Origin of the sequence: Aurantiacibacter hainanensis (assembly GCF_036321025.1) — a bacterium.
Lineage (GTDB): Bacteria > Pseudomonadota > Alphaproteobacteria > Sphingomonadales > Sphingomonadaceae > Alteraurantiacibacter > Alteraurantiacibacter hainanensis.
In genome coordinates, this window is sequence record NZ_JAZAPB010000001.1 from 1,354,255 (window position 1) to 1,375,207 (window position 20,953).

29 protein-coding genes are annotated in these 20,953 nt (G+C 64.2%); 11 read left to right on the forward strand and 18 right to left on the reverse strand.

Annotation, left to right across the window (positions count from 1 at the left end):
• Window positions 1-46: 46 nt before the first annotated feature.
• The 3 genes from rplM to AAA989_RS06800 all read left to right on the forward strand — a co-directional run bounded on the left by rplM (window position 47) and on the right by AAA989_RS06800 (window position 2,113).
• Complete coding sequence (gene rplM, locus AAA989_RS06790) at window positions 47-526, forward strand: 50S ribosomal protein L13 (protein WP_338242011.1); 480 nt, start codon at window positions 47-49, stop codon at window positions 524-526.
• The gene (rpsI, locus tag AAA989_RS06795) at window positions 526-1,056 is read left to right on the forward strand and encodes a 30S ribosomal protein S9 (protein WP_338242013.1); all 531 of its coding nucleotides are present in this window, start codon (window positions 526-528) and stop codon (window positions 1,054-1,056) included. The genes rplM and rpsI overlap by 1 nt, the downstream gene beginning before the upstream one ends.
• A gap of 127 nt (window positions 1,057-1,183) precedes the next feature.
• The gene (locus tag AAA989_RS06800; RefSeq protein ID WP_338242014.1) at window positions 1,184-2,113 is read left to right on the forward strand and encodes an amidohydrolase family protein; all 930 of its coding nucleotides are present in this window, start codon (window positions 1,184-1,186) and stop codon (window positions 2,111-2,113) included.
• Here AAA989_RS06800 and AAA989_RS06805 read toward each other — a convergent pair.
• From AAA989_RS06805 to AAA989_RS06820, 4 genes are all read right to left on the reverse strand, one after another.
• Window positions 2,110-2,487, reverse strand: a complete 378-nt coding sequence (locus tag AAA989_RS06805; protein ID WP_338242015.1) for a response regulator — start codon at window positions 2,485-2,487, stop codon at window positions 2,110-2,112. The two genes, AAA989_RS06800 and AAA989_RS06805, sit on opposite strands and share 4 nt — an antisense overlap.
• Before the next feature lie 178 nt (window positions 2,488-2,665).
• Window positions 2,666-3,523 (reverse strand): metallophosphoesterase family protein, encoded by an 858-nt coding sequence (locus tag AAA989_RS06810; RefSeq protein WP_338242016.1) that lies wholly within the window; start codon window positions 3,521-3,523, stop codon window positions 2,666-2,668.
• Entirely contained in the window at window positions 3,516-4,343 is an 828-nt protein-coding gene (locus AAA989_RS06815) for a diacylglycerol kinase family protein (protein ID WP_338242017.1), read from the reverse strand. Before AAA989_RS06815 ends, AAA989_RS06810 begins: the two co-directional genes overlap by 8 nt.
• A gap of 62 nt (window positions 4,344-4,405) precedes the next feature.
• On the reverse strand, window positions 4,406-4,672 hold the full coding sequence (locus tag AAA989_RS06820) for a hypothetical protein (RefSeq protein WP_338242018.1): 267 nt from the start codon (window positions 4,670-4,672) through the stop codon (window positions 4,406-4,408).
• A gap of 238 nt (window positions 4,673-4,910) precedes the next feature.
• On the opposite strand from AAA989_RS06820, the gene AAA989_RS06825 reads away from it, so the two are divergent.
• Complete coding sequence (locus tag AAA989_RS06825) at window positions 4,911-5,228, forward strand: UrcA family protein (protein ID WP_338242019.1); 318 nt, start codon at window positions 4,911-4,913, stop codon at window positions 5,226-5,228.
• Between the two features lie 86 nt (window positions 5,229-5,314).
• Here AAA989_RS06825 and AAA989_RS06830 read toward each other — a convergent pair whose 3' ends face one another.
• The 3 genes from AAA989_RS06830 to AAA989_RS06840 all read right to left on the reverse strand — a co-directional run bounded on the left by AAA989_RS06830 (window position 5,315) and on the right by AAA989_RS06840 (window position 8,921).
• Entirely contained in the window at window positions 5,315-6,061 is a 747-nt protein-coding gene (locus tag AAA989_RS06830) for a LytR/AlgR family response regulator transcription factor (protein WP_338242196.1), read from the reverse strand.
• Window positions 6,062-6,101: 40 nt separating this feature from the next.
• Window positions 6,102-7,295, reverse strand: coding sequence for a sensor histidine kinase (locus AAA989_RS06835; RefSeq protein ID WP_338242020.1), 1,194 nt, complete (start codon window positions 7,293-7,295; stop codon window positions 6,102-6,104).
• 99 nt (window positions 7,296-7,394) lie between these two features.
• The gene (locus AAA989_RS06840) at window positions 7,395-8,921 is read right to left on the reverse strand and encodes a fumarate hydratase (protein ID WP_338242022.1); all 1,527 of its coding nucleotides are present in this window, start codon (window positions 8,919-8,921) and stop codon (window positions 7,395-7,397) included.
• Between the two features lie 173 nt (window positions 8,922-9,094).
• Between AAA989_RS06840 and AAA989_RS06845 the strand changes: the two genes are divergently transcribed.
• Genes AAA989_RS06845 through AAA989_RS06860 form a run of 4 tightly spaced genes read left to right on the forward strand, consistent with a single transcriptional unit; the run spans window position 9,095 to window position 12,116 of the window.
• Window positions 9,095-9,697 (forward strand): protein-L-isoaspartate O-methyltransferase family protein, encoded by a 603-nt coding sequence (locus AAA989_RS06845; protein ID WP_338242023.1) that lies wholly within the window; start codon window positions 9,095-9,097, stop codon window positions 9,695-9,697.
• A 2-nt stretch (window positions 9,698-9,699) separates the two neighbouring features.
• On the forward strand, window positions 9,700-11,235 hold the full coding sequence (locus AAA989_RS06850) for a TolC family outer membrane protein (protein WP_338242024.1): 1,536 nt from the start codon (window positions 9,700-9,702) through the stop codon (window positions 11,233-11,235).
• Window positions 11,236-11,742, forward strand: a complete 507-nt coding sequence (locus tag AAA989_RS06855; RefSeq protein WP_338242025.1) for a DUF2497 domain-containing protein — start codon at window positions 11,236-11,238, stop codon at window positions 11,740-11,742. It begins immediately after the preceding gene.
• Window positions 11,739-12,116, forward strand: coding sequence for a (2Fe-2S) ferredoxin domain-containing protein (locus tag AAA989_RS06860; RefSeq protein WP_338242198.1), 378 nt, complete (start codon window positions 11,739-11,741; stop codon window positions 12,114-12,116). The genes AAA989_RS06855 and AAA989_RS06860 overlap by 4 nt, the downstream gene beginning before the upstream one ends.
• Window positions 12,117-12,120: 4 nt before the next feature.
• Here the strand turns inward: AAA989_RS06860 and AAA989_RS06865 are convergent, their stop codons facing one another.
• Window positions 12,121-12,459 carry a hypothetical protein gene (locus AAA989_RS06865; protein WP_338242026.1) on the reverse strand — a complete coding sequence of 113 codons (339 nt, stop codon included), beginning with the start codon at window positions 12,457-12,459 and terminating at the stop codon, window positions 12,121-12,123.
• Window positions 12,460-12,597: 138 nt separating this feature from the next.
• Here AAA989_RS06865 and AAA989_RS06870 point away from each other — a divergent pair, with 138 nt between their 5' ends.
• Genes AAA989_RS06870 through xth form a run of 3 tightly spaced genes read left to right on the forward strand, consistent with a single transcriptional unit; the run spans window position 12,598 to window position 14,169 of the window.
• Entirely contained in the window at window positions 12,598-13,026 is a 429-nt protein-coding gene (locus tag AAA989_RS06870) for a CBS domain-containing protein (protein ID WP_338242027.1), read from the forward strand.
• Between the two features lie 32 nt (window positions 13,027-13,058).
• Complete coding sequence (gene erpA, locus AAA989_RS06875) at window positions 13,059-13,388, forward strand: iron-sulfur cluster insertion protein ErpA (protein WP_338242029.1); 330 nt, start codon at window positions 13,059-13,061, stop codon at window positions 13,386-13,388.
• A gap of 10 nt (window positions 13,389-13,398) precedes the next feature.
• Window positions 13,399-14,169 carry an exodeoxyribonuclease III gene (xth, locus tag AAA989_RS06880; protein WP_338242030.1) on the forward strand — a complete coding sequence of 257 codons (771 nt, stop codon included), beginning with the start codon at window positions 13,399-13,401 and terminating at the stop codon, window positions 14,167-14,169.
• A gap of 34 nt (window positions 14,170-14,203) precedes the next feature.
• On the opposite strand, the gene AAA989_RS06885 is transcribed toward xth, so the two are convergent.
• From AAA989_RS06885 to AAA989_RS06930, 10 genes are all read right to left on the reverse strand, one after another.
• Window positions 14,204-14,869 carry a cell wall hydrolase gene (locus tag AAA989_RS06885; RefSeq protein ID WP_338242031.1) on the reverse strand — a complete coding sequence of 222 codons (666 nt, stop codon included), beginning with the start codon at window positions 14,867-14,869 and terminating at the stop codon, window positions 14,204-14,206.
• 203 nt (window positions 14,870-15,072) lie between these two features.
• A complete protein-coding gene (locus AAA989_RS06890) occupies window positions 15,073-15,414 on the reverse strand; it encodes a DUF1491 family protein (RefSeq protein WP_338242032.1) in 342 nt (113 codons plus the stop codon).
• The gene (locus tag AAA989_RS06895; protein ID WP_338242033.1) at window positions 15,414-15,917 is read right to left on the reverse strand and encodes a PaaI family thioesterase; all 504 of its coding nucleotides are present in this window, start codon (window positions 15,915-15,917) and stop codon (window positions 15,414-15,416) included. The genes AAA989_RS06890 and AAA989_RS06895 overlap by 1 nt, the downstream gene beginning before the upstream one ends.
• The gene (locus AAA989_RS06900) at window positions 15,892-16,353 is read right to left on the reverse strand and encodes a PTS sugar transporter subunit IIA (protein ID WP_338242034.1); all 462 of its coding nucleotides are present in this window, start codon (window positions 16,351-16,353) and stop codon (window positions 15,892-15,894) included. Before AAA989_RS06900 ends, AAA989_RS06895 begins: the two co-directional genes overlap by 26 nt.
• Before the next feature lie 117 nt (window positions 16,354-16,470).
• The gene (hpf, locus tag AAA989_RS06905) at window positions 16,471-17,040 is read right to left on the reverse strand and encodes a ribosome hibernation-promoting factor, HPF/YfiA family (RefSeq protein WP_338242035.1); all 570 of its coding nucleotides are present in this window, start codon (window positions 17,038-17,040) and stop codon (window positions 16,471-16,473) included.
• Window positions 17,041-17,094: 54 nt separating this feature from the next.
• A complete protein-coding gene (gene dnaQ, locus AAA989_RS06910; RefSeq protein WP_338242036.1) occupies window positions 17,095-17,781 on the reverse strand; it encodes a DNA polymerase III subunit epsilon in 687 nt (228 codons plus the stop codon).
• Window positions 17,782-17,805: 24 nt separating this feature from the next.
• Entirely contained in the window at window positions 17,806-18,414 is a 609-nt protein-coding gene (coaE, locus tag AAA989_RS06915; RefSeq protein WP_338242037.1) for a dephospho-CoA kinase, read from the reverse strand.
• Window positions 18,411-19,268, reverse strand: a complete 858-nt coding sequence (aroE, locus tag AAA989_RS06920) for a shikimate dehydrogenase (protein ID WP_338242038.1) — start codon at window positions 19,266-19,268, stop codon at window positions 18,411-18,413. The genes coaE and aroE overlap by 4 nt, the downstream gene beginning before the upstream one ends.
• Window positions 19,265-19,843 carry a Maf family protein gene (locus AAA989_RS06925; protein ID WP_338242039.1) on the reverse strand — a complete coding sequence of 193 codons (579 nt, stop codon included), beginning with the start codon at window positions 19,841-19,843 and terminating at the stop codon, window positions 19,265-19,267. Before AAA989_RS06925 ends, aroE begins: the two co-directional genes overlap by 4 nt.
• Window positions 19,840-20,694 (reverse strand): pyruvate, water dikinase regulatory protein, encoded by an 855-nt coding sequence (locus AAA989_RS06930; RefSeq protein ID WP_338242040.1) that lies wholly within the window; start codon window positions 20,692-20,694, stop codon window positions 19,840-19,842. Before AAA989_RS06930 ends, AAA989_RS06925 begins: the two co-directional genes overlap by 4 nt.
• Window positions 20,695-20,953: the final 259 nt, after the last annotated feature.

Sequence of the window (20,953 nt, forward strand, 5' to 3'; positions counted from 1 at the left end):
AACAGCAGCGATCCATTCGCACTGAATTTTTTGAGGAACATTAGCCATGAAGGCTCTGACCAAGACCACCCGGTCGATCAAGCCGGCCGAGGTCGAAAAGAAGTGGCACCTGATCGACGCCGAAGGGCTCGTGGTCGGTCGCCTTGCGACGATCATCGCCAAGCTCCTGCGCGGCAAGCACAAGCCCAGCTTCACGCCGCACGTCGATTGCGGAGACCACGTTGTGGTCATCAACGCCGACAAGGTGAAGTTCACCGGCAACAAGGCCGCCAAGAAGCCCTATTACAAGCACACCGGCTATCCCGGTGGCCTCAAGGAAGTGACCGCCGACAAGGTGTTGGCCGGCCGCTTTCCCGAGCGAGTCCTGGAAAAGGCCGTGGAACGCATGATTCCCACCGGTCCGCTGGGCCGCGCGCAGATGAAGGCGTTGCACCTCTACAACGGCACCGAGCATCCGCATGACGGCCAGAAGCCCGAAGTGCTCGACGTTGCCTCGATGAACCGCAAGAACAAGGTGTCCGCATAATGGCTACCGAAGAGAAGAACACCGCCAGCGACCTGTCCGAACTGAAGGACGTCGTGGGCGATGCGCCCGCGGCCGACGCTGCTGCCGGCGAAGGTGAAACCGCCGCTCCCGCCGCGCCGCTGCGTGAGCAGGAACTGGACGCCCAGGGCCGCGCCTACGCCACCGGCCGCCGCAAGGACGCCACCGCCCGCGTGTGGATCAAGCCCGGCTCCGGCAAGGTCACCGTCAACGGCAAGGACCAGGAAGTCTACTTCGCACGTCCGACGCTGCGTCTGGTGATCAACCAGCCCTTCACGATCTCCGACCGCGAAGGCCAGTACGATGTCGTCGCGACCGTTACCGGCGGCGGCCTTTCCGGCCAGGCCGGTGCGGTGAAGCACGGCATCAGCCAGGCGCTGAGCAAGTTCGAGCCGGCACTGCGCTCGACGATCAAGACCGCAGGCTTCCTCACCCGCGACAGCCGCGTGGTGGAACGCAAGAAGTACGGCCGTGCCAAGGCACGTCGCAGCTTCCAGTTCTCGAAGCGCTAGGTTTCAGACACGAGTTTCCTCGACGGAGGAAAATGCGAAGGGCGGCCCCCACGAAGGGTCGCCCTTTTTGCGCTGGCGCAGCAAATGGCGCAAGTTCCCCGAATTCTTCACGGAGGGGAGCGATTCGATGCGACTTCTGTGCCTTGCCACCCTGGCCCTTGCGGGCTGTTCCACGGTTCCGGAACCGGTTGCTTCAACCAACGGCATCATCGATGCCCACCGCCACGCCTTCGAACAGGGCATGCCCGGCGACACCGCCGCGCAGACGACGGAGCGCATGGATGCCCACGGCATCGGAATCTCGGCAATTCATTTTGCAACGCGCGAAACCTACGAGGAATGGGGACGCGGTTACGAAGACCGCTTTCTCAAGGGCGTATCCTTTCCTTGCTGGCGCGATGGTTCCGGCGAGTGGTTCGCGTGCCAGTGGGACGGTGCGGCCTATCCCGACCTCGAGTGGCTGCGCGACGAGGCCGAAGCAGGCCGCCTGACCCATCTTGGCGAACTCGGCTTCGTCTATGCGGGCACGCATCCCGCCGATCCGGAAATGATGCCCTACTGGGACTTCGCCGCCGAATTCGATCTGCCCGTCATGGTCCACGTCAACCGCGGGCCGCCTCCCGACGGAGGCATGCGGGCGAGGGGCTGCTGTCCGAACTTCGATAGCGACATGGGCCATCCCGACCTTCTGCGCCCCATCCTGGAGCGCCATCCCGATCTTCGCATCGTGCTGCAGCACTTCGGATTTCCGCCGATGCCGATGTTCGACAACATCGGCTACGTGGAGGAGAGCTTCGCCCTGCTTCACGACTATCCCAATGTCATGGTCGACATGACCGCGTTCCAGTCTGTGCCGTTCGTCAGCGCCGAGCAGCACGCCGCGGTCGTCCGCCGCATGCAAGAGGAGGGTCTGCTCGATCGCCTGCTGTTCGGAACGGATGGCTGGCCGGAAGCCGAGATCATCGCTCGCTACCGGGCGATGGATTTCCTCAGCGATTCAGAGAAAAGGGCGATCTTCCACGACAATGCGCAGCGGATATTCCCCACGCGAAACTAGGTGGGTGCCGTTTCCAGCAGGGCGTCCACTTCGCGCGTCAGGCTTTCGATGGAGAGCGGTTTCGCCAGGTAGGCCTGCGCGCCTGCCTTGCGGATTTCCTCTTCGTCTCGCCGCCCGGCATAGGCGGTGATCGCCAGGATCGGGATGTGCTTCTTGGCCGGATCGCGCTTGATCTGACGGATAAGCTTGCGGCCCGAGACGTTGGGCAAATGGATATCCATGGTGATGATATCGGGCTCGAACGCCTCGACGGCGTCCATCACGCGCGCGCCATCGTCCACGAGCATCATCTCGTAGCCGCGCTGCTGGAAGACGGCCTCGTAGAACATGCGGTTCAGCAGGTCGTCTTCGACGATGAGGACTTTTGTCGCCATATCGGGACTTTACGCCTGAGTCGGCGAAATCGGTCCATCGCCTGCGACCAAACGCCGCGAAAAGGCGGCAGGATGCGCGGTTCTGCCCCTATTCGTCTCGGCAAATCCCCACAGCTTCATCCGAAGAAGCACTGGCGATGCTGCCAACTCCCGTTTCACGCTCGTGCGTCGAAGAGCCTCAGCGAACGGGCGGATCCGTGCGCGGCACCTGGCCGACCGGGGCAACGGGCTCGCCCGGCTCGCGCGGTGGCTTCGCATCCTCGGGGACATCCTCGATCATCATGTCAGACGTCTCGATATCGGCGAGGTTGCGCACGCAGACCTTCAGCCGCTCGCCATCCCAGGTCAGTTCATTGAAGCTGGGCGGGGTGGATCGCACGCGCTGCGACAGCGTGCCCGCGCCGATCATGCGCACCGAGCCGTGGACGGTTTCCTCCATGATGTCGAAGGCATCGTGGACGTGGCCCGAAAGCACCGCCAGCACCGGGCGCTGCGCCAGTTCGTTCAGCGCCTTCTGCCCGTGCTTGGTCAGCGCCGTCCCCTGCGTTCCCACCTCCCGCAGCGGGTGATGGACCGTGACCAGCGCCTGCACGCCGTCCGGCAGGGCGTCGAGGGCCTTCAGGCAGCGGCCCAGCGCGGCATCGGTGACCCAGCCTTTCGACCAGTTGAGGCGCGGTTGCCAGCGGCGCACGGTCTTCAGCGGCACGATGGCAAGGCCGGGCAGGTCGATCTCCCGTTCCACCTTGTCGGATATGCCGCGAATGCGCTTGTAGGGATCGAAGAACCGCTCGATGGGATTGAAATAGGGCAGGTCGTGGTTGCCGACCTCCACCGTCACCGGCACGTCCAGCGCCTTTATCCAGCTGCAGGCCGCCTCGAACTCGCGGCTGCGTGCCCGCATCGTCAGGTCGCCGGTGATGGCCACGGCATCGGGCCGCTTTTCGGCGATTTCCTGCATCACCCAGTCGAGCGCGCGATTGTCTTCCAGGCCGAAATGGATGTCGGAGAGGTGGAACAGCAGCTTGCGATCAGTCATCGGCTGGCATCGCTAGCAGGTCCACTTCACATGTCGACAGGGTGAACTGGGTCGGGTGCGTGGCAATCGCGGGTTCGCCGTCGAGCAGGACCCCGAAACCTGCACCGTGCACGCTCGCCAGCGTCACCTGTTGCTCGCTCCCGATGTGATCGTGCGGACCCTCGCGAAAATCGTGCTTTGCCAGCGCCAGCAGCTGGCTGGCGAACTCCGCGGTCGTCTCCGCGTGGTAGGCATAGAGATCGATCGCCGCGTCCTTGGGCTCAAGCAGCAGCAGGGGATAGCCCTCTTCCCGCCCGAGCGGCGGCCTGAGGCACCGCAGCGGCTCATCGCGCAACGTGCGAACGAAGGCCTCCTGCGCCTCGCTGGCCATTTCCAGGATATCCTGCTTGCGCATGGCTTCGCGCACCTCGTTCCAGCTGGTGCCCGGTCCGGCCAGCAGCCCGGCATAGGCATTGCCCAGCGGACTGGTGATGATGCCCGGCCGCCTGGCGACCAGCCGGCCCTCGCCGGCTGCGCGCAGAACGTCATGCATGTCCCGATCGTCGAAAAGGCGATGGTAGAGCAGGTTCATCGTGCCGCCCGGCAACACCAGTACGGATCCGCTCCAGCCCGCCAGCGCATCGAGCGCGGTGTTCACGGTGCCGTCTCCGGCGAAAACCGTCACGATCTCGATACCGGCCGCATCCAGCATGGCGGGGGTAGGCAGATCGTCGGTGGGAAAACTGCTGCGGTGCGCGACCCTGAAGCCGCAATCGGCGCAGCCGGATTCGATCGCTTCCAGCGCCTCGCGGTCGTTGGAGCCACTCGAATCGTTGTGCACCAGCCAGACTGGCCTGTCCTCCATCATGCTTTTGAAATCGCCGGAACTCCCGGCAGTTCCCGTCAGATACGCCGCGTGACCACGGCCCAGGCCGCCGCCGCATTGATCGCGAAATAGGCTGCGTAGAGCCAGATCCAGTGCAGTTCCCCTGCGCGCGCGGCGTAGAAGGCGCCGCACAGCAAGCCGAATTCGAACAGCAGGCTGGAGATGCGTGCCGCCTGCAAGGTGCGCGTCGGCATGTCGGTGATCATGCGGTTTCCGCTATGGATCACCGCGCGGTGGCAGGCGAAATTGCCCATGCCCAGCAGGAAGGTGACGATCAGGGCCATGACCATGGCTCTGCACGAACCATGCGCCTTAGGCAATCTGCGGTTGGTGGAGCCCCGTGTGCTCTTGGTCGGCGGCGAGGCCTGCTGGTCGATACGTCTAGCGCGCATGTCGACGGGTTGCGGCGTGGCCGATCGAACCGGCCTACATACCTAATCGCACCGCAGCCGTTCCAGTCCCACCGGCTGCGGTGCGACCCCCCAGAGAAAATATTCGGGACATCAGGAGGAGGACACCGAGATGTTGACCCGATCGTTCACCGCAGCCCTCGCCCTCGCTGGCGCCAGCCTCGCCATGACGCCGGCCGCAAACGCCGCCGAAGATGGCGAACACACCGTCGGCGTCGCCTACGACGATCTCGATCTGACGACGGCGGAAGGCAAGGAAGAGCTCGACCGCCGCATCGACCGCGCAGCCAAGGATGCCTGCGGTTTCGGCGAATCGCAGGTTGGTACCCGGATTCGCACCAGCGAGCAGCGTGACTGCTATCGCCAGGCCAAGCGCCAGCTGGATCGTCACCTCGCCCGTATCGTCGAGGATGCCCAGCGCGGAGGCTGACCTCATGCCGGCCCCGCTGGAAGGGCGCCTTCCTCATCCCGGGAGGCGCCCTTTTTCGCGTCTGCAGGTAACGGGCCGGCGTCAGCCTAGCGCCCGGCCATCGCCTTCACCTTCTTGAGGTAGGTGCGGCCGATACGCAGTTCCTCGCCATCGGCCAGTTCGGCGCACCAGACACCCAGCCCTTCGTGCTTGAGACCGACGATGAAATCGCGGCGCAGGATGGTGCTGCGATGGATGCGGATGAACTTCTCGGGGTCCAGCTTCTCTTCCAGTCCGGCAATGGTCTGCAGGAGCAGGTAGCTCGTCTCGCCCACGTGCAGGCGCACGTAATCCCGCTCGGCATCGATGCGGAAGACCTCGGCCGCGTCGATGCGCAGCAGTTCGGAACGGTGCGGAACCCAGAATTCGCTGAGCCAGTGGCCATCCTCCTCCGCCGACCCGGAACCGCGTGCCTTGCGGGTCAGCGCCCGGTCGATCGCGCGCTCCAGGCGCTCGGTGGCGACGGGCTTGAGCACGTAGTCGATCGCTTCGAGGTCGAAGGCCTCCACTGCGAAATTCTCGTGCGCGGTCACGAAGATGACAGCCGGGGGCGTCGCGAGCTTGCTCGCCTCGCGGGCCACCTGCAGGCCGTCCTTGCCCGGCATGGTCATGTCGAGCAGCAGCAGATCGGGGTTGAGCTTTTCCGACAGGCGCAGCGCGGATTCGCCGTCACTTGCGGTGCCGATCACGCGCAGTTTGGGAATCTCGGCGCACAGCACCTGCATGCGCTCGATCGCCAGCGGCTCGTCGTCGACGATCAGCGTTCGCAGGCTGGCATTCTCGTTGTCGTTCATGGTGTCGTTCGTCCCCCTCACGCTAACCCAATCGATCCGGTCAGGCTGCAACCCTATCCTTGATCCGCTTCAGCGGCATTCGAAGGTGCGTCGCATAACCGCCCGGTACCTGGCCGGAAACCACGATCGCCTCGTTGCCGAAACGCGCCTCCAGCCGCTCCCGCACATTCGTCAGGCCGATGCCGAAGCCGGGGCGGGTATCATCGCGATCCCCGGCGCCCTGGCCATTGTCGGACACGGTGACGACCAGCCGATCGTATTCCTCGCGGGCCGATAGCGTGATCGTGACCTGACCCGAAGAGGGCGCGACCGCGTGCTTCACGGAATTCTCGATCAGCGGCTGCAGGATCATGCCCGGGATCAGGGCATTCTCCAGGTCGTCGGGAATGTCGTAGGCGGTTCGCAGTCGCAGCGGGAAACGCACCGATTCGATGTCCAGGTACAGTTTCTGCAGGTGGATTTCCTCGCGCAGGGGCACATCGGACGTCGGATCGTCGGCAAGGCTGCGGCGATAGAAGGTGCTGATCGTCTGGATCATCCGTTCCGCCGCCTCGGTCTTGTTGGTCAGCACCAGGGCCGACAGCGAGTTCAGCGTATTGAACAGGAAGTGCGGGTTCACCTGGTAGCGCAGCGACCGCAGTTCGGATGCCTTCGCGGCGTTGCGGAACTGCTGCTCGCGCCGCTCGGCATCGCGCGCCTTCTCGCCCGTGAGCAGAGCCAGGTAGAGCGCGCACCAGGCCAGCAGCATGAAATAGCGGCTGTAGGTGATCTCGATCAGCTGCGTGCGCGTGCTGACGGTGACGAGTTCGGACAGCCCTTCGAAAAGCTGCGAGTTGGAATCGTCGGATTCCGACGTGAAGCCGCGGGCCTGGACGAATTCCTGCAGCACCTTTTCATCGAGCGCGGCCTGCGCATCGGCAAAGATCACCCGGTTGGCCTGGGCGCTGAGCAGGGCGGCGGGCAGGGCGAACAGCAGCGCGGCGCAGATCTTCATCCACAGAGGTCTGCCATCGAAGGTGCGCAGGACCACCCAGAGCCCCAGCGTGATGAGGATGCCTACCGCCACGGACAGCAGGCGAAGGCCGATCAGCTCGTTCGCCAGAGGCATTTCGAGCAGTTCGGCACGGGTCGTCACCAGCACGAAATAGGTGGCCCAGAGACCGACGACCGAAATGAGCACCGTGGCAAACGGTACGCGCGACGTGTGCGCTTCGGACTTTTCCGCGAAATTCATCCCGCCGGTCTAGCGCAGCGCGATTAAGGCAACCAGTCCGCGCAGAGGTTTCCATCGAAACCGGTGTGTCATTGGTCGAACATGGAGGCGCTTCGGGCGCTATTTCGCGCCCAGAAACCCTTCCTCGCGGATCTTTTCGCGCCAGTGAAGCGGGGCGAGGGTGTGGACGTTGTTGCCCTGCGAATCGACCGCGACCGTCACCGGCATGTCCTTCACCATGAATTCGTAGATCGCTTCCATGCCCAGGTCCTCGAACCCGACGACCCTGGATTCCTTGATCGCCCGCGCCACGAGATAGGCCGCGCCGCCCGTTGCCATCAGGTAGGCGACCTTGAAGCGGCTGATCACCTTTACCGCGTCCTGACCCCGTTCGGCCTTGCCGATCATCGCCAGCAGGCCCTGATCGAGCATCATCTCGGTGAACTTGTCCATGCGGGTGGCCGTCGTCGGGCCGGCAGGGCCGACGACTTCGCCCATCACCGGATCGACCGGGCCGACGTAGTAGATCGCGCGGCCCCGGAAATCGACCGGAAGCTCCTCGCCGTTCTCCAGCATCTGCTGAATGCGCTTGTGCGCCGCATCGCGGCCGGTCAGCATCTTGCCGTTGAGCAGCAGCCGGTCGCCGATCTCCCAGCTCGCCACTTCCTCCGGCGTCAGGTTGTCGAGATCGACCCGCTTTGCCTCGGCATCGGGTTCCCACTGCACATCGGGCCAGGCGTCGAGATCGGGCTGCGGCAGGTAGGCGGGGCCGCTGCCGTCCAGGGTGACGTGCGCGTGCCTGGTGGCGGCGCAGTTCGGAATCATGCCCACGGGCTTGCCTGCCGCATGGCACGGCCAGTCCAGGATCTTGACGTCGAGCACGGTGGAAAGCCCGCCCAGGCCCTGCGCACCCACGCCCTGCGCATTCACGGCGTCGAAGATGTCGATGCGCAACTGCTCGATATCGTTCTGCGCGCCGCGATGCTTCAGTTGGGCCATGTCGATCGGGTCCATCAGGCTCTGCTTGGCCAGCTTCAGGCAATGCTCCGCCGTGCCGCCGATGCCGATGCCCAGCATGCCCGGCGGACACCAGCCGGCACCCATCGAGGGAATCTGCTCCAGCACCCAGTCGACGATGTTGTCGCTGGGGTTCATCATCTTGAACTTCGACTTGTTCTCGCTGCCGCCGCCCTTGGCGGCCACGTCCACGCCCACGGTGTCGCCCGGAACCATCTCCACCGAAAGGACGCAGGGCGTATTGTCGCGCGTGTTGCGGCGGGTGAAGGCGGGATCCGCTAGGATCGAGGCGCGCAGCTTGTTGTCGGGATGGTTGTAGGCGCGACGCACGCCTTCATCGACGACTTCCTGCAGCGACTTGTCCGAAGCGAGACGGCAGTTCTGGCCCCATTTCAGGAACACGTTGACGATCCCGGTATCCTGGCAGATCGGGCGGTGGCCCTCGGCGCACATTCGGCTGTTGGTCAGGATCTGGGCGATGGCGTCCTTCGCGGCCGGACCCTGCTCCACCTTGTAGGCCTCTCCCAGCGCCTGGATGTAATCCATCGGATGGTAGTAGGAGATATACTGCAGGGCATCGGCGATCGTCTCGATCAGGTCCTCTTCCCGGATGGTGATCATGTCGCTCATCGATTCTGCACTCCTCTTGGTCGGGTCGCCCATAGTCGCAGCGAGCATTTGTCGTCAAAACGCTTTGCAGAGCCGATGGCGCAACGTGACGAATTGCGACAACCGGGCCATTGCCCGGCGGCGCAGCAATCCCTAAAGCAACACCCGTCCATGAAACACGAGAGTTCGACGCTGTGATTTCCGACCTTCCCGCCAACGACACCGGCAACCGCGCCCGCCGCGCCATGATCGACAGCCAGCTGCGCACCAGCGGGGTAAATGCTCCCTTCGTGATCCGCCGCATGAGCCAGGTGGCGCGCGAGGATTTCGTGCCCGCCGCCAGCAAGGGCGTCGCCTACGTCGATCGCGCCATCCGCCTGGAAAACGGCGCGTGGCTGCCCGCTCCCGTCGTGCATGGCAAAATGCTGGAAGAAGCCAATCCTGACGGCGACGAAAAGGCGATCGTGGTGGATGCAGGCTCCGGCTACCTGGCCGAACTGTTTCGCCCGCTGGTCGCCGAACTCACCATTCTCAGCCCGGAAGAAGCCGTGGGCAAGGGCACCAAGGGCAAGGGCGCGGACCTGCTGGTCATCGACGGAGCCGTGGAAGAGATCCCCGCCGGCCTCGGCAAGCGTCTTGCCGATGGCGCGCGTATCGTCACCGGCATGGTCGGCAATGGCGTGACCCGCATCGCCGTCGGCCGCAAGACCGAGAGCGGCGTGTCGCTGATGCCGGTCTACGATGTCGGCATTCCGCAGTTGCACGAATTCGACAAGCCGAAGGGCTGGAGCTTCTGATCATGGGCCGCGCTCTCCGGCTGACGGCCGCGCTGGCGGGCGCGACCTGCCTCGCTTCTCCCGCCTACGCCGACACGCTAAAGGAAGCGCTGACGCAGGCCTATTACGACAATCCCTCGCTGGAAGCGGCTCGCGCGCAGCAGCGCGCACTCGATGAGTCCGTGCCCATACAGCGCTCGCAGGGCCTGCCCTCTGTAAATTCCACTACTACCTACAACGAATTCCTGGTTCAGAACTCCACCAGCTTCATCGCGCCGCAGCGACAGCTGAATGCTGGTGTCGACCTGGCCGTACCGCTCTATCAGGGTGGCGCGGTGAAGTACGGCATTCGCGCTGCGGAAAACCGTGTTGAAGCCGGCCGCGCCGATCTTCGCGGAACCGAGAGCTTCGTATTCACGCAGGTCGTGGCGGCCTACATGAACGTGATTCTCAATGAAGCGCTCGTCAGCCTGTCTGCAAACAACGTAGACGTGCTTTCGATCAACCTCGAGGCGACCAGCGACCGATTCGAGATCGGTGACCTGACGCGCACCGATGTCGCCCAGTCGGAAAGCCGGCTGGCGTTGGCGCGGAGCGATCTGCGCAGTGCCCAAGCCAATCTCGTATCGGCGCGCGAAGACTACATCGCCCTCGTTGGCGAAGCGCCAACTAACCTCGAGCCGCCTCCTCCGCTGCCAGGCCTCCCCGAAAGCCCCGAGGTCGCCGTGGACGTCGCTCTGGAGAACAATCCCGATTTGCTCGCCGCGCAGGAGCGAGCCGTGGCTTCGGGCTACGATATAGAGGTTGCCGGTGCGGGGCGGCTACCAACCTTCAGCGCCTTCACCAATGGCGGCTACCAAAATTTCCTCGGGACGCTGGGCGCGGTACCCGGCGCGACGGCAGACCAGACGGCCACCAGCGCGACTGCCGGCATCCGCATGACCCTGCCGCTGTTCCAGGGTGGCCGCGTGGCCGCGCAGCAACGGCAAGCCACGGCGCAGGCGCAGGCCGCGCTTGAGCAGGTGATCGCGACCGAGCGTGACGTGATCGCGCAGGTTCGTGCGGCCTATTCCAGCTGGCGGGCTGCCAATGCCATCATCGCCTCCAGCCAGGCTGCGGTGGACGCGGCGGCGCTCAGCCTGGAAGGGGTGAGGGCGGAGAACACCGTCGGCAATCGCACCGTGCTCGACATTCTCGACGCCCAGCAGGAACTGCTGCGAGCGCAGGTGCAGCTGGTGACGGCACGGCGCAACGCCTACGTCGCCGGCTTCTCGCTGCTGGCCGCTATGGGCAAGGCCGAGGCGCGCGACCTGGGCCTTGGCGATGAAGGCGTGCTTTACGATCCCATCGACAATTACGAGCGCGTGCGCGGCATCATCTGGGACTGGCAACGCGATCCCGAGCCGGTCGTCTCGAGCTCGCGCACCGTTGACATTCCCGCGCCCGACGGAGAAATTGAGGACGAAGAGCCGCTCGAGGAATTCGAGACCGAAATCATCGACTATTCCGACACGGCTCCTCCACCGCTCGACACACCGGTCAGCACACAGGGGGATTGAATGCGGCAGCAAGGCGAACCGTCGGTCGAAGAAATCCTCGACTCGATCAAGCGCGTCATAGCCCGCGATGCGGACGAGGCTGCAAAGGCCAGCGAAACACGCCGGCGCGAAGGCCTCGTTGCGCGACACGAGATGCCCGAGCCTGCCGGTGAAGAGGAGGCCGAAGACGTTCTCGACCTGGGCGTAGTCGGCTCTGCCCTGCACGAGGAGGACGTCGAGGATGGCCTCACCGACAACGCCGACGAGCCGGAGACGCCGGACGAGGACGAGCGCCTGACCACAGATCGCGCCGCTGATGCCATGCGCCAGTCGCTGGCGGCCCTCGCCATGCTTTCCGATCCGCCCGCCAGGCCGCAGATCGTGCGCTCGGGCGAAACCTCGCTGGAAGGCATGGTGCGCGAGATGATGCGCCCGATGCTGGCGCAGTGGCTGGATGCGAACCTGCCCGACATCGTCGAGCGACTGGTCAAGGCCGAGATCGCCCGTATCGCCGGGAAGAAGCGCTGACCGACACCGCTTCGCCAAAGACCGTTGCCAAGGCAGAGCGCGCCCTTGCAAAGATCGGGGGCGAATCGCTGGAACGGCACATCTTCATCTGCGCCATGTCCGAAAAAGGCAAATGCTGCCGCCGCGAGACGGGCGAGCAATCCTGGAAATACCTCAAGAAGCGCCTGAAGGAACTTGGCCTGGCCGGACAAGGCGGCGTGCAGCGCACCAAGGCCGATTGTCTCCAGGTCTGCGAGGCAGGGCCGGTGGCCGTCGTCTGGCCCGAGGGCGTGTGGTATCACTCATGCACGCCGGACGTGCTCGAACGGATCATCCAGGAACATCTTGTGGGCGGCACGCCGGTGGAAGACTATCGGCTCCACCCCGGCGGCTGAAGGTTCAGACCTCGTCCTTCCAGCCGATCGTTCGCCGATCCTTTCGCGGCTTGCCGGGATCGAGATCGTTGAGATTGTGCTCGACAGCGTCGTCGTGCCCCGTCCCGCTGGACAGGAATACCAGGCCCATCAACGCGCTCATCAACAGCATCGAGAAACCGATGCCCAGCGCGGTAGCAATGAAGAAGTGCGGCGATACGTCGTCCACCTGCCGGTAGATGACGGCCATGGCGATGATCACGGTGGCAAGGGTGATGCCCATCATCAATCGCATGAGGCGGCGATATCGCGCCCAGGCGAAAGCGGCGTTCTTCGGATCGTCGAGCGGGGAATTTCTGGCCATCCCAGCCCACATGGCCATCATGGCGCCCGATGGCAACGGGTCCAAAGGCCGGATTTGCCGGGACTCGGTCTCTCGTGGCACAATCACGGCAGGCTCCGGTGAAGAGCGCCCGCAGAAGGCATGGCAAGGAGAGTGCGAATGTCCATTTCCAAGATCGTCGCGAATCGCGACCACACCATCGTTTCGTGCACGCCGCAGGACACAGTGCAGGTCGCGGCGTCGCTGCTGGCAGACAAACGCATCGGGGCCCTGCCGGTGCTCGACGGCGGGGGCATCGCGGGAATCTTTTCGGAGCGCGACCTTCTCTACTGCATTGCCCGCGATGGCGCCGCCGTGCTGCCGCGTCCGGTGGGCGAAGTGATGACCTCTCCTGCCATCACCATCGACCTCGATACCGATGCGCTGAAGGCCCTTTCGCTGATGACGCGCCGTCGCATCCGCCACCTGCCGGTGATGGACGGCGAGAAGATGGTGGGCTTCGTTTCCATCGGCGACCTCGTGAAATATCGCATGGAGCGGATCGAGGAGGAGGCGGAGCAAATGCGCGACTACATCACGCACGCTTGAGAGCGAGGCCGCGCATCCCTACATTGCGAGGTATGACCAGCTCGCTCACACTCACGCCGGCCGCCGCATCGCGCGTGGACCTGATCGCGAAGAAGCAAGGCAAGCCCGCGATCCTGCGACTTTCCGTTGAAGGCGGCGGTTGCTCCGGCTTCCAGTACAAGTTCGACCTGGACGAGGCGGCGGAGGACGATGACGTCGTGAGCGAAACCGGCGGCGTGATGCTGGTGGTCGATCCCGTCAGCCTGGATCTGGTCACCGGCAGCGTCGTCGATTACGTCGAATCGCTGGGTGGAGCGGCCTTCCGCGTGGAAAATCCCAACGCGGCGGCAGGTTGCGGTTGCGGTTCCAGCTTCGGCATCTAGGGTCTCGGCGATGAAGATCGCCAGTTTCAACATCAACGGCATAAAGGCGCGCCTGCCGCGCCTGAAGGAATGGCTGGAAGAAACCCGCCCGAAGGTCGCCTGCCTGCAGGAGATCAAGAGCCAGGACGAGAATTTCCCGGCCGACGAGTTCGAGGACATCGGCTATCAGGCGATCTGGCACGGGCAGAAAAGCTTCAACGGCGTCGCCATCCTAGTCGATGGAGAGGCGCCGAAGGAAATGCAGCGCGGCCTGCCGGGCGACGATACCGACGATCAGGCGCGCTACCTCGAAGCCGAGGTGGACGGGGTACGGATCTGCAATCTCTACCTTCCCAACGGCAATCCGCAGCCGGGGCCCAAGTTCGATTACAAGCTGGCATGGATGAAGCGCCTGCGCGCCCGCATGGCGGAACTGGCACTGCTGGAACGCCCCACGGTCGTTCTGGGCGATTTCAACGTCATTCCCGAAGACAAGGACGTGTGGTCCGTAAAGGCCATGGCCAACGACGCGTTGATGCAGCCCGAATCGCGAGACGCCTATTTCCGCCTGCTTGGCGATGGCTGGACCGACGCCATCGATACGCTGAACCCGCGCGGCGGCGTGTGGACCTTCTGGGACTACCAGGCCGGTGCCTGGCAGCGCGACCACGGCTTTCGCATCGACCACATCCTGCTGTCACCCGAAGCGGCCGACAGGCTGGTTGCCGCCGGCGTCGACAAGGAACATCGCGGCCGCGAAAAGGCCAGCGACCACGCCCCGGTCTGGGTGGAACTGAAGTAGGTAGTCCCCCCTCACGGAGGCGACTACCTACCGATTACCGATAGAAGATGTGGTTCTCGATGGTTGCGCGGGTCGTCATGCGGCCCGCCCAGCGGGGACGGATGTGCGTGGCATGGAAATACAGCGCATCGCCGACCGGGCTTTCCCACATGTCCCTGTGCGCGATGCGGGCGATGGCCTTGGCCTTCTTCCAGGAGGCCGAACCCTTGTTCGGCGCGGGGATACGTCCACCGCGCACGAAGGAGAACTGCGCACGCTGTGTCACGACCGAGCAATAGTCGTCCGGGAAGGTGTTGCTCTCCGCACGGTTGATCACCACGCGCGCCACGGCCAACTGGCCGGCAAGAGGCTCGCCGCGGGCTTCGAAGTAGACGGCCTGGGCCAGGCACATCATGTCGCGCGACATCTCGCCGCTCGTATCGATGCTGTGAACGAGTTCGTACAGGGATGCCGCGTCCGTCGTCGAAGCGACGGACTGTTCCGGCTCTTCAGGAAGCTCCTGCACCACTTCGTTCATCACGAAGCGAACGGCCGGCTGCTCATCAGCCTGGGAGTCCTGCGCCTGAATCTCGACCGTTTCGAGCATATCCTGCTCCGCCTGGTCCTGGGCGACGGCTCCGCTACCTGCGGCGCCGAAACTGGTTGCAATCAAGGTTACCGCCAGGGCGATTGCCCCGACTGGCTTGCTGACAAATTTCATCGATCCCGTAACTCACGGCGGTGAGAGACACGTACAGGCCTGCGGACGCGGTATTGCTAAACCGTCTGTCACCCGCGTTCCGTCCCTAACGGACCTGCCGGTCGTCTCCCCGTCTGCGCGCTGAAAACCATCGCCGGATTGCGATGCCAATCAACACACGCTGTCGGAAAGTCGCCGGGCAGATAGCCCCGATGGTTTCTATGTCAACTATCGGCAGGTTCGATTCCGATGAACCGTTCGGCATTTTCGATATCCAGCTCGATAACCCAGAGATCGGCATCCTGGGCACCACGCCGCTGGCAATACTCGTTGAAATCGGCAGGACTATCAGGGTCTTGGACCTTGGTGAGCGTCCATTTTCGCTGCCCGTCTAGCTGCGGCATCCGTTCGTAGGCGCGGGCCGGAGTGGCCCGATTGCAACACACTACCAGCAAGGTTCCTGCCGTTCGTTCACCCTTTGAGATAACCATGCCGAAGCCGCCTTGGCCTTCCACCGCGCGGATCAGGCCACCGACTTCGAGGTGTGCTGGAATACGATCGTCCATCACGGCAATCGCGCCGGCAGGCGATAGCCATCGAGACCGGACAGCGCGATGTGCGATCGCATGAAGGTGCCCGTGCCGCGGCCGATTTCGTCGCCTTCCTCGTCCATCAGGTGCGCTTCTGCGATGAAGACCCGGCGCTTGCCGCTGATCCAGCGCCCCTCCGCCGTCACGCGGCCCTTTTTCAGCGGCTTGGTGAAGTGCAGGTTGAACCCAGTGGTCAAAAGAAAACGGTCGGAAACCAACGAGTTGGCGGCATAGAACGCGGCATCGTCCAGCATCTTGAAGTACAGGGTGCCATGCGTCGCCCCGGCGGCGTGGAAATAGCGCTCGCTGGCGGTGAAGCTGATACGCGCGTGCCCTGCCTCGACGATCTCCAGCCGGGATTCGAACAGCGAGTTGACGGGAGCAGCTGCGTAGAGACTTTCCAGGGCCCGAAAGTGCGCCTCCTGGCCTGCACCGTCTGCAGATCGGGCCGAATCAGGCGGCGTCACGATCCGTCGCATTGGTCAGGACGCTGTAGAGCGCCTCCGCATCGGGCGCATCGCACAGCGCATCGTGGACGCGCTCTTCCCGCACCAGGCGCGAAATGGCGGCCAGGGCGTGCAGGTGCGTGGCGCCGCTGTTGGCGGGCGAGAGCAGACCGAACACGAGATCCACGGGCAGTCCGTCGGCAGCCGAGAACTCCACCGGGCGATTCAGCTTCATCAGCGCGGCCACCGGGCGCTTCAGCTTTGGCATCCGTGCGTGCGGGATGGCGACACCCCTACCGAAACCGGTGCTGCCCAGCTTCTCGCGCTCTTCCAGATGCTCCAGCACCTGCGCGGCATCAAGCCCGTAGGCTCCGGCAAAGAGCTCGCTCAGACGGCGCAGGATATCGTCCTTGCCATCGGCCTGCGTAATGCACGCTGACTCGGGCTTCATCGCGAAAATCGAATTCATCGTTCCTGAAAACTCGTCCAATGCTGCCGGCCCCTGGCGCGCCCGCAAGGCACGCCAGCCGTTCAAACACCCCTTCCCCGATTTGGACCGCCGTTACAGCTCAGCGGCCGTGGACGATCATGACGGTTCGACCCATCCGATCGATCCGTCTTCGCGGCGATACACCATATTATGGCGCCCAGTTCCAGCATTTTTGAAGAACAGCGCCGTGGTGTGGCGCAGATCGAGCAGCATCACGGCGTCCGAAACGCTCACTTCCGGCACGTCGATTCGCGTCTCCGCGATGATGGGAGGTGATTCCTCGCTCGCTTCTTCCTCGGTGGCGGGCTCCTCGGAGGCGAAGATCGTGTAGGCGGCCTCTTCCTCCTTCGCGGCATGGGCAGCCTGCTCGTGCCGGTCCTTCAGCCGCCGCTTGTAGCGGCGCAGCTGCTTCTCGATCTTTTCCGCGGCCTGGTCGAAAGCCTGGTGCGCGTCCTGCGCCTGGCCGTGGCTCTTGAGAATGAGACCGTGATTCACGTGAAGGACGATGTCGGCGGCAAATCCGCTGGCCGGCGCCTTGCCGAACGTGACCGTGGACGAAAGTGCGCGGCTGAAATGCTTGTCGACAATGGTTTCCAGCCGGTCAGAGGCATGTTCCTGCAGGGCGGTGCCTGTGTCGACTTGATGTCCCGACACGCGAATATCCATGGGGCTAAGCTCCTTTTATAATTCTTCGCTCCAACCCCATGTGGGACGTTACCCTCACGAGGTCCAGAGCGGAGAATCCAACGTTTCCAGAAAGGCTTTGTGCCGAGCCAATTCCTGCGCGCTGGCCGCATGGGGGCGGGGTGCGCGGTAATCGCCTGTTTTCGGGACGAAACGCGTCGGAGTGGAGCTTCCCTGGCCGCTATTGTCGACCGCCAGCTGCAGACCGATCTGCCTCCCGCCGGTTAATTCGACATAGACCTGCGCCAGCAATTCCGCGTCGAGAAGCGCGCCGTGAAGCGTGCGGTGGCTGCGATCCACTCCGTAGCGGGAGCACAGCGCGTCGAGCGAGTGCTTGGCCCCCGGGTGTCTCCGCCGCGCCAGCACCAGCGTATCGACCATGCGGTCATCGCCGATGCACGCCTGGCCGCACAGGCCCAGCTCGAAGTTGAGGAAACCGAAGTCGAACTGCGCATTATGCGCCACCAGGGGATCCTCGCCGATGAATTCGAGCAGCGCCTGCACCTTCTCGGCAAACCGCGGCTTGTCGGAAAGGAAAGTGGCGGACAGTCCGTGAACCCTCTCGGCCTCGAGCGGCATGTCGCGATCGGGATTGAAGTACTCGTGGAACGTGCGTCCGGTCGCCACGCGGTTGACCATCTCGATGCAGCCGATTTCCACCATGCGATCGCCGGTATTGGGGTCGAGGCCCGTGGTCTCTGTATCGAAGATGATCTCGCGCATGGACAATCTATCGCGCGGACTGGGTCAGTCGCGCAAGTCGGCTTTCAGCTTGTCCACCAGAGCCTCCACCTGCGCGCGCGTTTCATCCATCGGCGTTCCGGTGTCGATCACGTGGTCAGCCCGTTCGCGCTTCGCCGCGTCGGGCAGCTGGTGCTCCATGATACGGGTGAATTTCTGCTCGGTCATGCCCTTGCGCGCCAGCACCCGCTGCCTTTGCACCTCGGCCGGAGCGGACACCACGACAACGGTATCGACGAGGCCGGCAGCGCCCTTCTCGAACAGCAGCGGGATGTCGAACAGCACCAGCGGCTTGTCCGCGTTTTTTTTCAGGAAGCGCTCGCGGGCCCTCGTCACGGCGGGGTGGACGATGGTCTCAAGCCGCGCCAGCTTGTCGGCATCGCCGAAGACGATTTCGCCCAGCTCTTCGCGCAACACGCCATCCGGCCCGGTACTTCCGGGAAAGGCTTCTTCGATTTCGGCCAGAAGGATTCCGCCCGGGCCCTGCATTCGCCTCACCTCGGCATCGGCGTCGAACACCGGCACGCCTGCATCCTCGAACATCGCCGCGACAGTGCTCTTGCCCATGGCGATGGAGCCGGTGAGGCCGATGATGTGTGGGAGCCGATTCGTCATTGAGTCAGTATCCTGCGCAGGTCCGCGTCGCCTGGCTCGCGGGGAGGGGGTACGCCGAAGAACTTCTCGAAAGCCACGGCGGCCTGGCCGATCAGCATCGAGAGGCCATCGATAGTGCGGAAACCCTTTTCGCGAGCCGCCTTGAGCAGATCAGTGTCGGCGGGAGCCGTGACGATATCGTAAACGATGCTGCCGGGGGGCACATGACTGAGGTCGAATTGCAGCGGCGGCTGCCCTTCCATGCCCAGCGGGCTGGCATTGACGACAAGGTCCAGGCAACCCTCTCGGTCGTCGAACGCGAAATCTGTCGGCTCGGCGAAATGCGACAGTGGCGCGGCATGGTGCTCACCTGCGGGGTCGAGCTCGTCCAGAAGGGCGCGCGCCTTTTCGGGGTTTCGCCCGCCCAGGACCACGGTGATGCCGTGCTCGAGCAGGCCCGCGACGATCGCCCGCGCGGCGCCCCCGGTGCCCAGTACGCGGGCCATGCGGAAATAGTGCTCGCGGCCCAGATCCTTGCCCAGCGGCTCGAGAAAGCCCGCGGCATCGGTATTGTACCCGGTGAGCGAACCGTCGTCCTCCCGCACCACCGTATTTACCGCGCCGATGCGGCTGGCGAGCGGGTCCAGCCGGTCGCAATGCGCCATCACCGCCAGCTTGTGCGGCATGGTGACGTTGCAGCCCGCCCAGTCGGGATCTGCGGACCGGCGCGCCAGATAGTCGGCCAGCCCCTCGACCGTGACATGCTGACGATCATACTTCGCGTCGATCCCCGCGCGGTCGATCCAGTGCGTGTGGATGGCGGGCGATTTGGACTGGGCGATCGGATCGCCGATCACTTCGGCATAGCGTGTCATCGCGGCAGTTCCCCCAGGTCGCGCAGGGCGCCCAGCACCGGGAGCAGGGGCATGCCCAGCACGGTGAACTGATCGCCCTCGATCGCTTCGAACAGCTGCACGCCCAGCGCCTCGATACGAAACACGCCGACGCAATGGCCCACATCGGGCCATTCGGCATCGAGGTAGCTGGCGATGAAACCGTCGGACAGCTGGCGGACCGCCAGCCGCGCCATATCGGCATGGCTCCAGACCACCTCTCCCCCGCGAGCAATCGCCGCGGCGGAGTGGAGGTGCATCGTCTTGCCCGAAAAGAAGCGCAGGTGTTCGGCTGCTTGCGCGCGGTCGGCAGGCTTGTCGAACCGGCGGCCATCGACGACCACCAGCGAGTCGCTGCCCAGGACGGGCCGCGCCGGTTCGGCAATCGCGAGCGCCTTCGCTTCGGCCAGTGCCAGCGCCACGCGCTCAGGCGCGGCGTCCTCCATGCGCGCTTCCACTGCGCGCTCGTCGAGGTCGGCGGCCTGCGCCTCGAACGTCACGCCCGCCGCCTCCAGCATCGCCTTGCGCGACGCCGATTTCGACGCCAGCACGATCATATCGGCTTGGGCCCGGTCTGCCGCTCGCGCTGCTCGGCGCGGCGTCCTTCCCGTTCCTGGTAGAGCTTGATGATGGCGGCCGCTGTCTCTTCGATGGAGCGGCGCGTGACGTCGATCACCGGCCAGCCGTTATCCGCGAACATCCGGCGGGCGAAGGCCACTTCCTTGGACACCTTTTCCTCGTCCACATAGGAAGTCTCGGTCTTCTCGTTCAGCGACAGCAGGCGGTTGCGGCGTATCTGGATCAGCCGCGCAGGTGCTGTGGTCAGGCCCACCACCATGGGGCGGCGCAGTTCGAACAGCAGTTTGGGCGGCGGGCTTTCCACCACCAGCGGGATGTTGGCGACCTTGAAGCCGCGATTGGCGAGGTAGATGCTGGTCGGCGTCTTCGACGTGCGCGATACGCCCGCCAGCACCATGTCCGCCTCTTCCCAGTCATCCCAGCTGATGCCGTCATCGTGGGCGATGGTGAACTGGATAGCGTCGACCCGTTCGAAATAGGCCTCGTCCATCTTGTTCTTGCCGCCGGGCCGCCCGTGGGCTTCCTGTCCCAGTCGTTCCTCCAGCGCGGCCACCACCGGGTCCAGCGCGGAAACGTGCGGCAGGGCAAGCTGGCGGCAGTGTTCCTCCAGCCGCTTGCGCGTGGCCTCGTTGCTCAGCGTATAGAGCACGAGACCGGGGTTCGCCTTGAAATCGTCCACGATCCGCTCAAGGTGCTGGACGGAGCGGACCATTGGCCAGAAATGGCGCTGCACGTCGGCATCGCCGAACTGCGCCAGCGCTGCTTTCGCCAGCATTTCCAGCGTTTCGCCAGTGGAGTCCGACAGGAGATGAAGGTGAATTCGGGCCATGTGGATACTCCTGCGCATAAACCACGGGAGCCTTCTGCGGACAAGCTGTGTAGCAAGTTAGCCCCCGATCGGAACCGGAATCGCGAGACGGGTGGTCAACAGGCGAGCCGGGTTTTGGACAGGCTGGGGATTGTGGGGAGAAGAGTCGATTGACAGCCCGGAGTCGTGAGTCGCTGCTGCCAAATGGGTTCTCATCTCGGGAGAATTCGGGCAAAGCCGCGCAATCCCCGCAATCCACAGGGCCAACATCGTCCTGAAT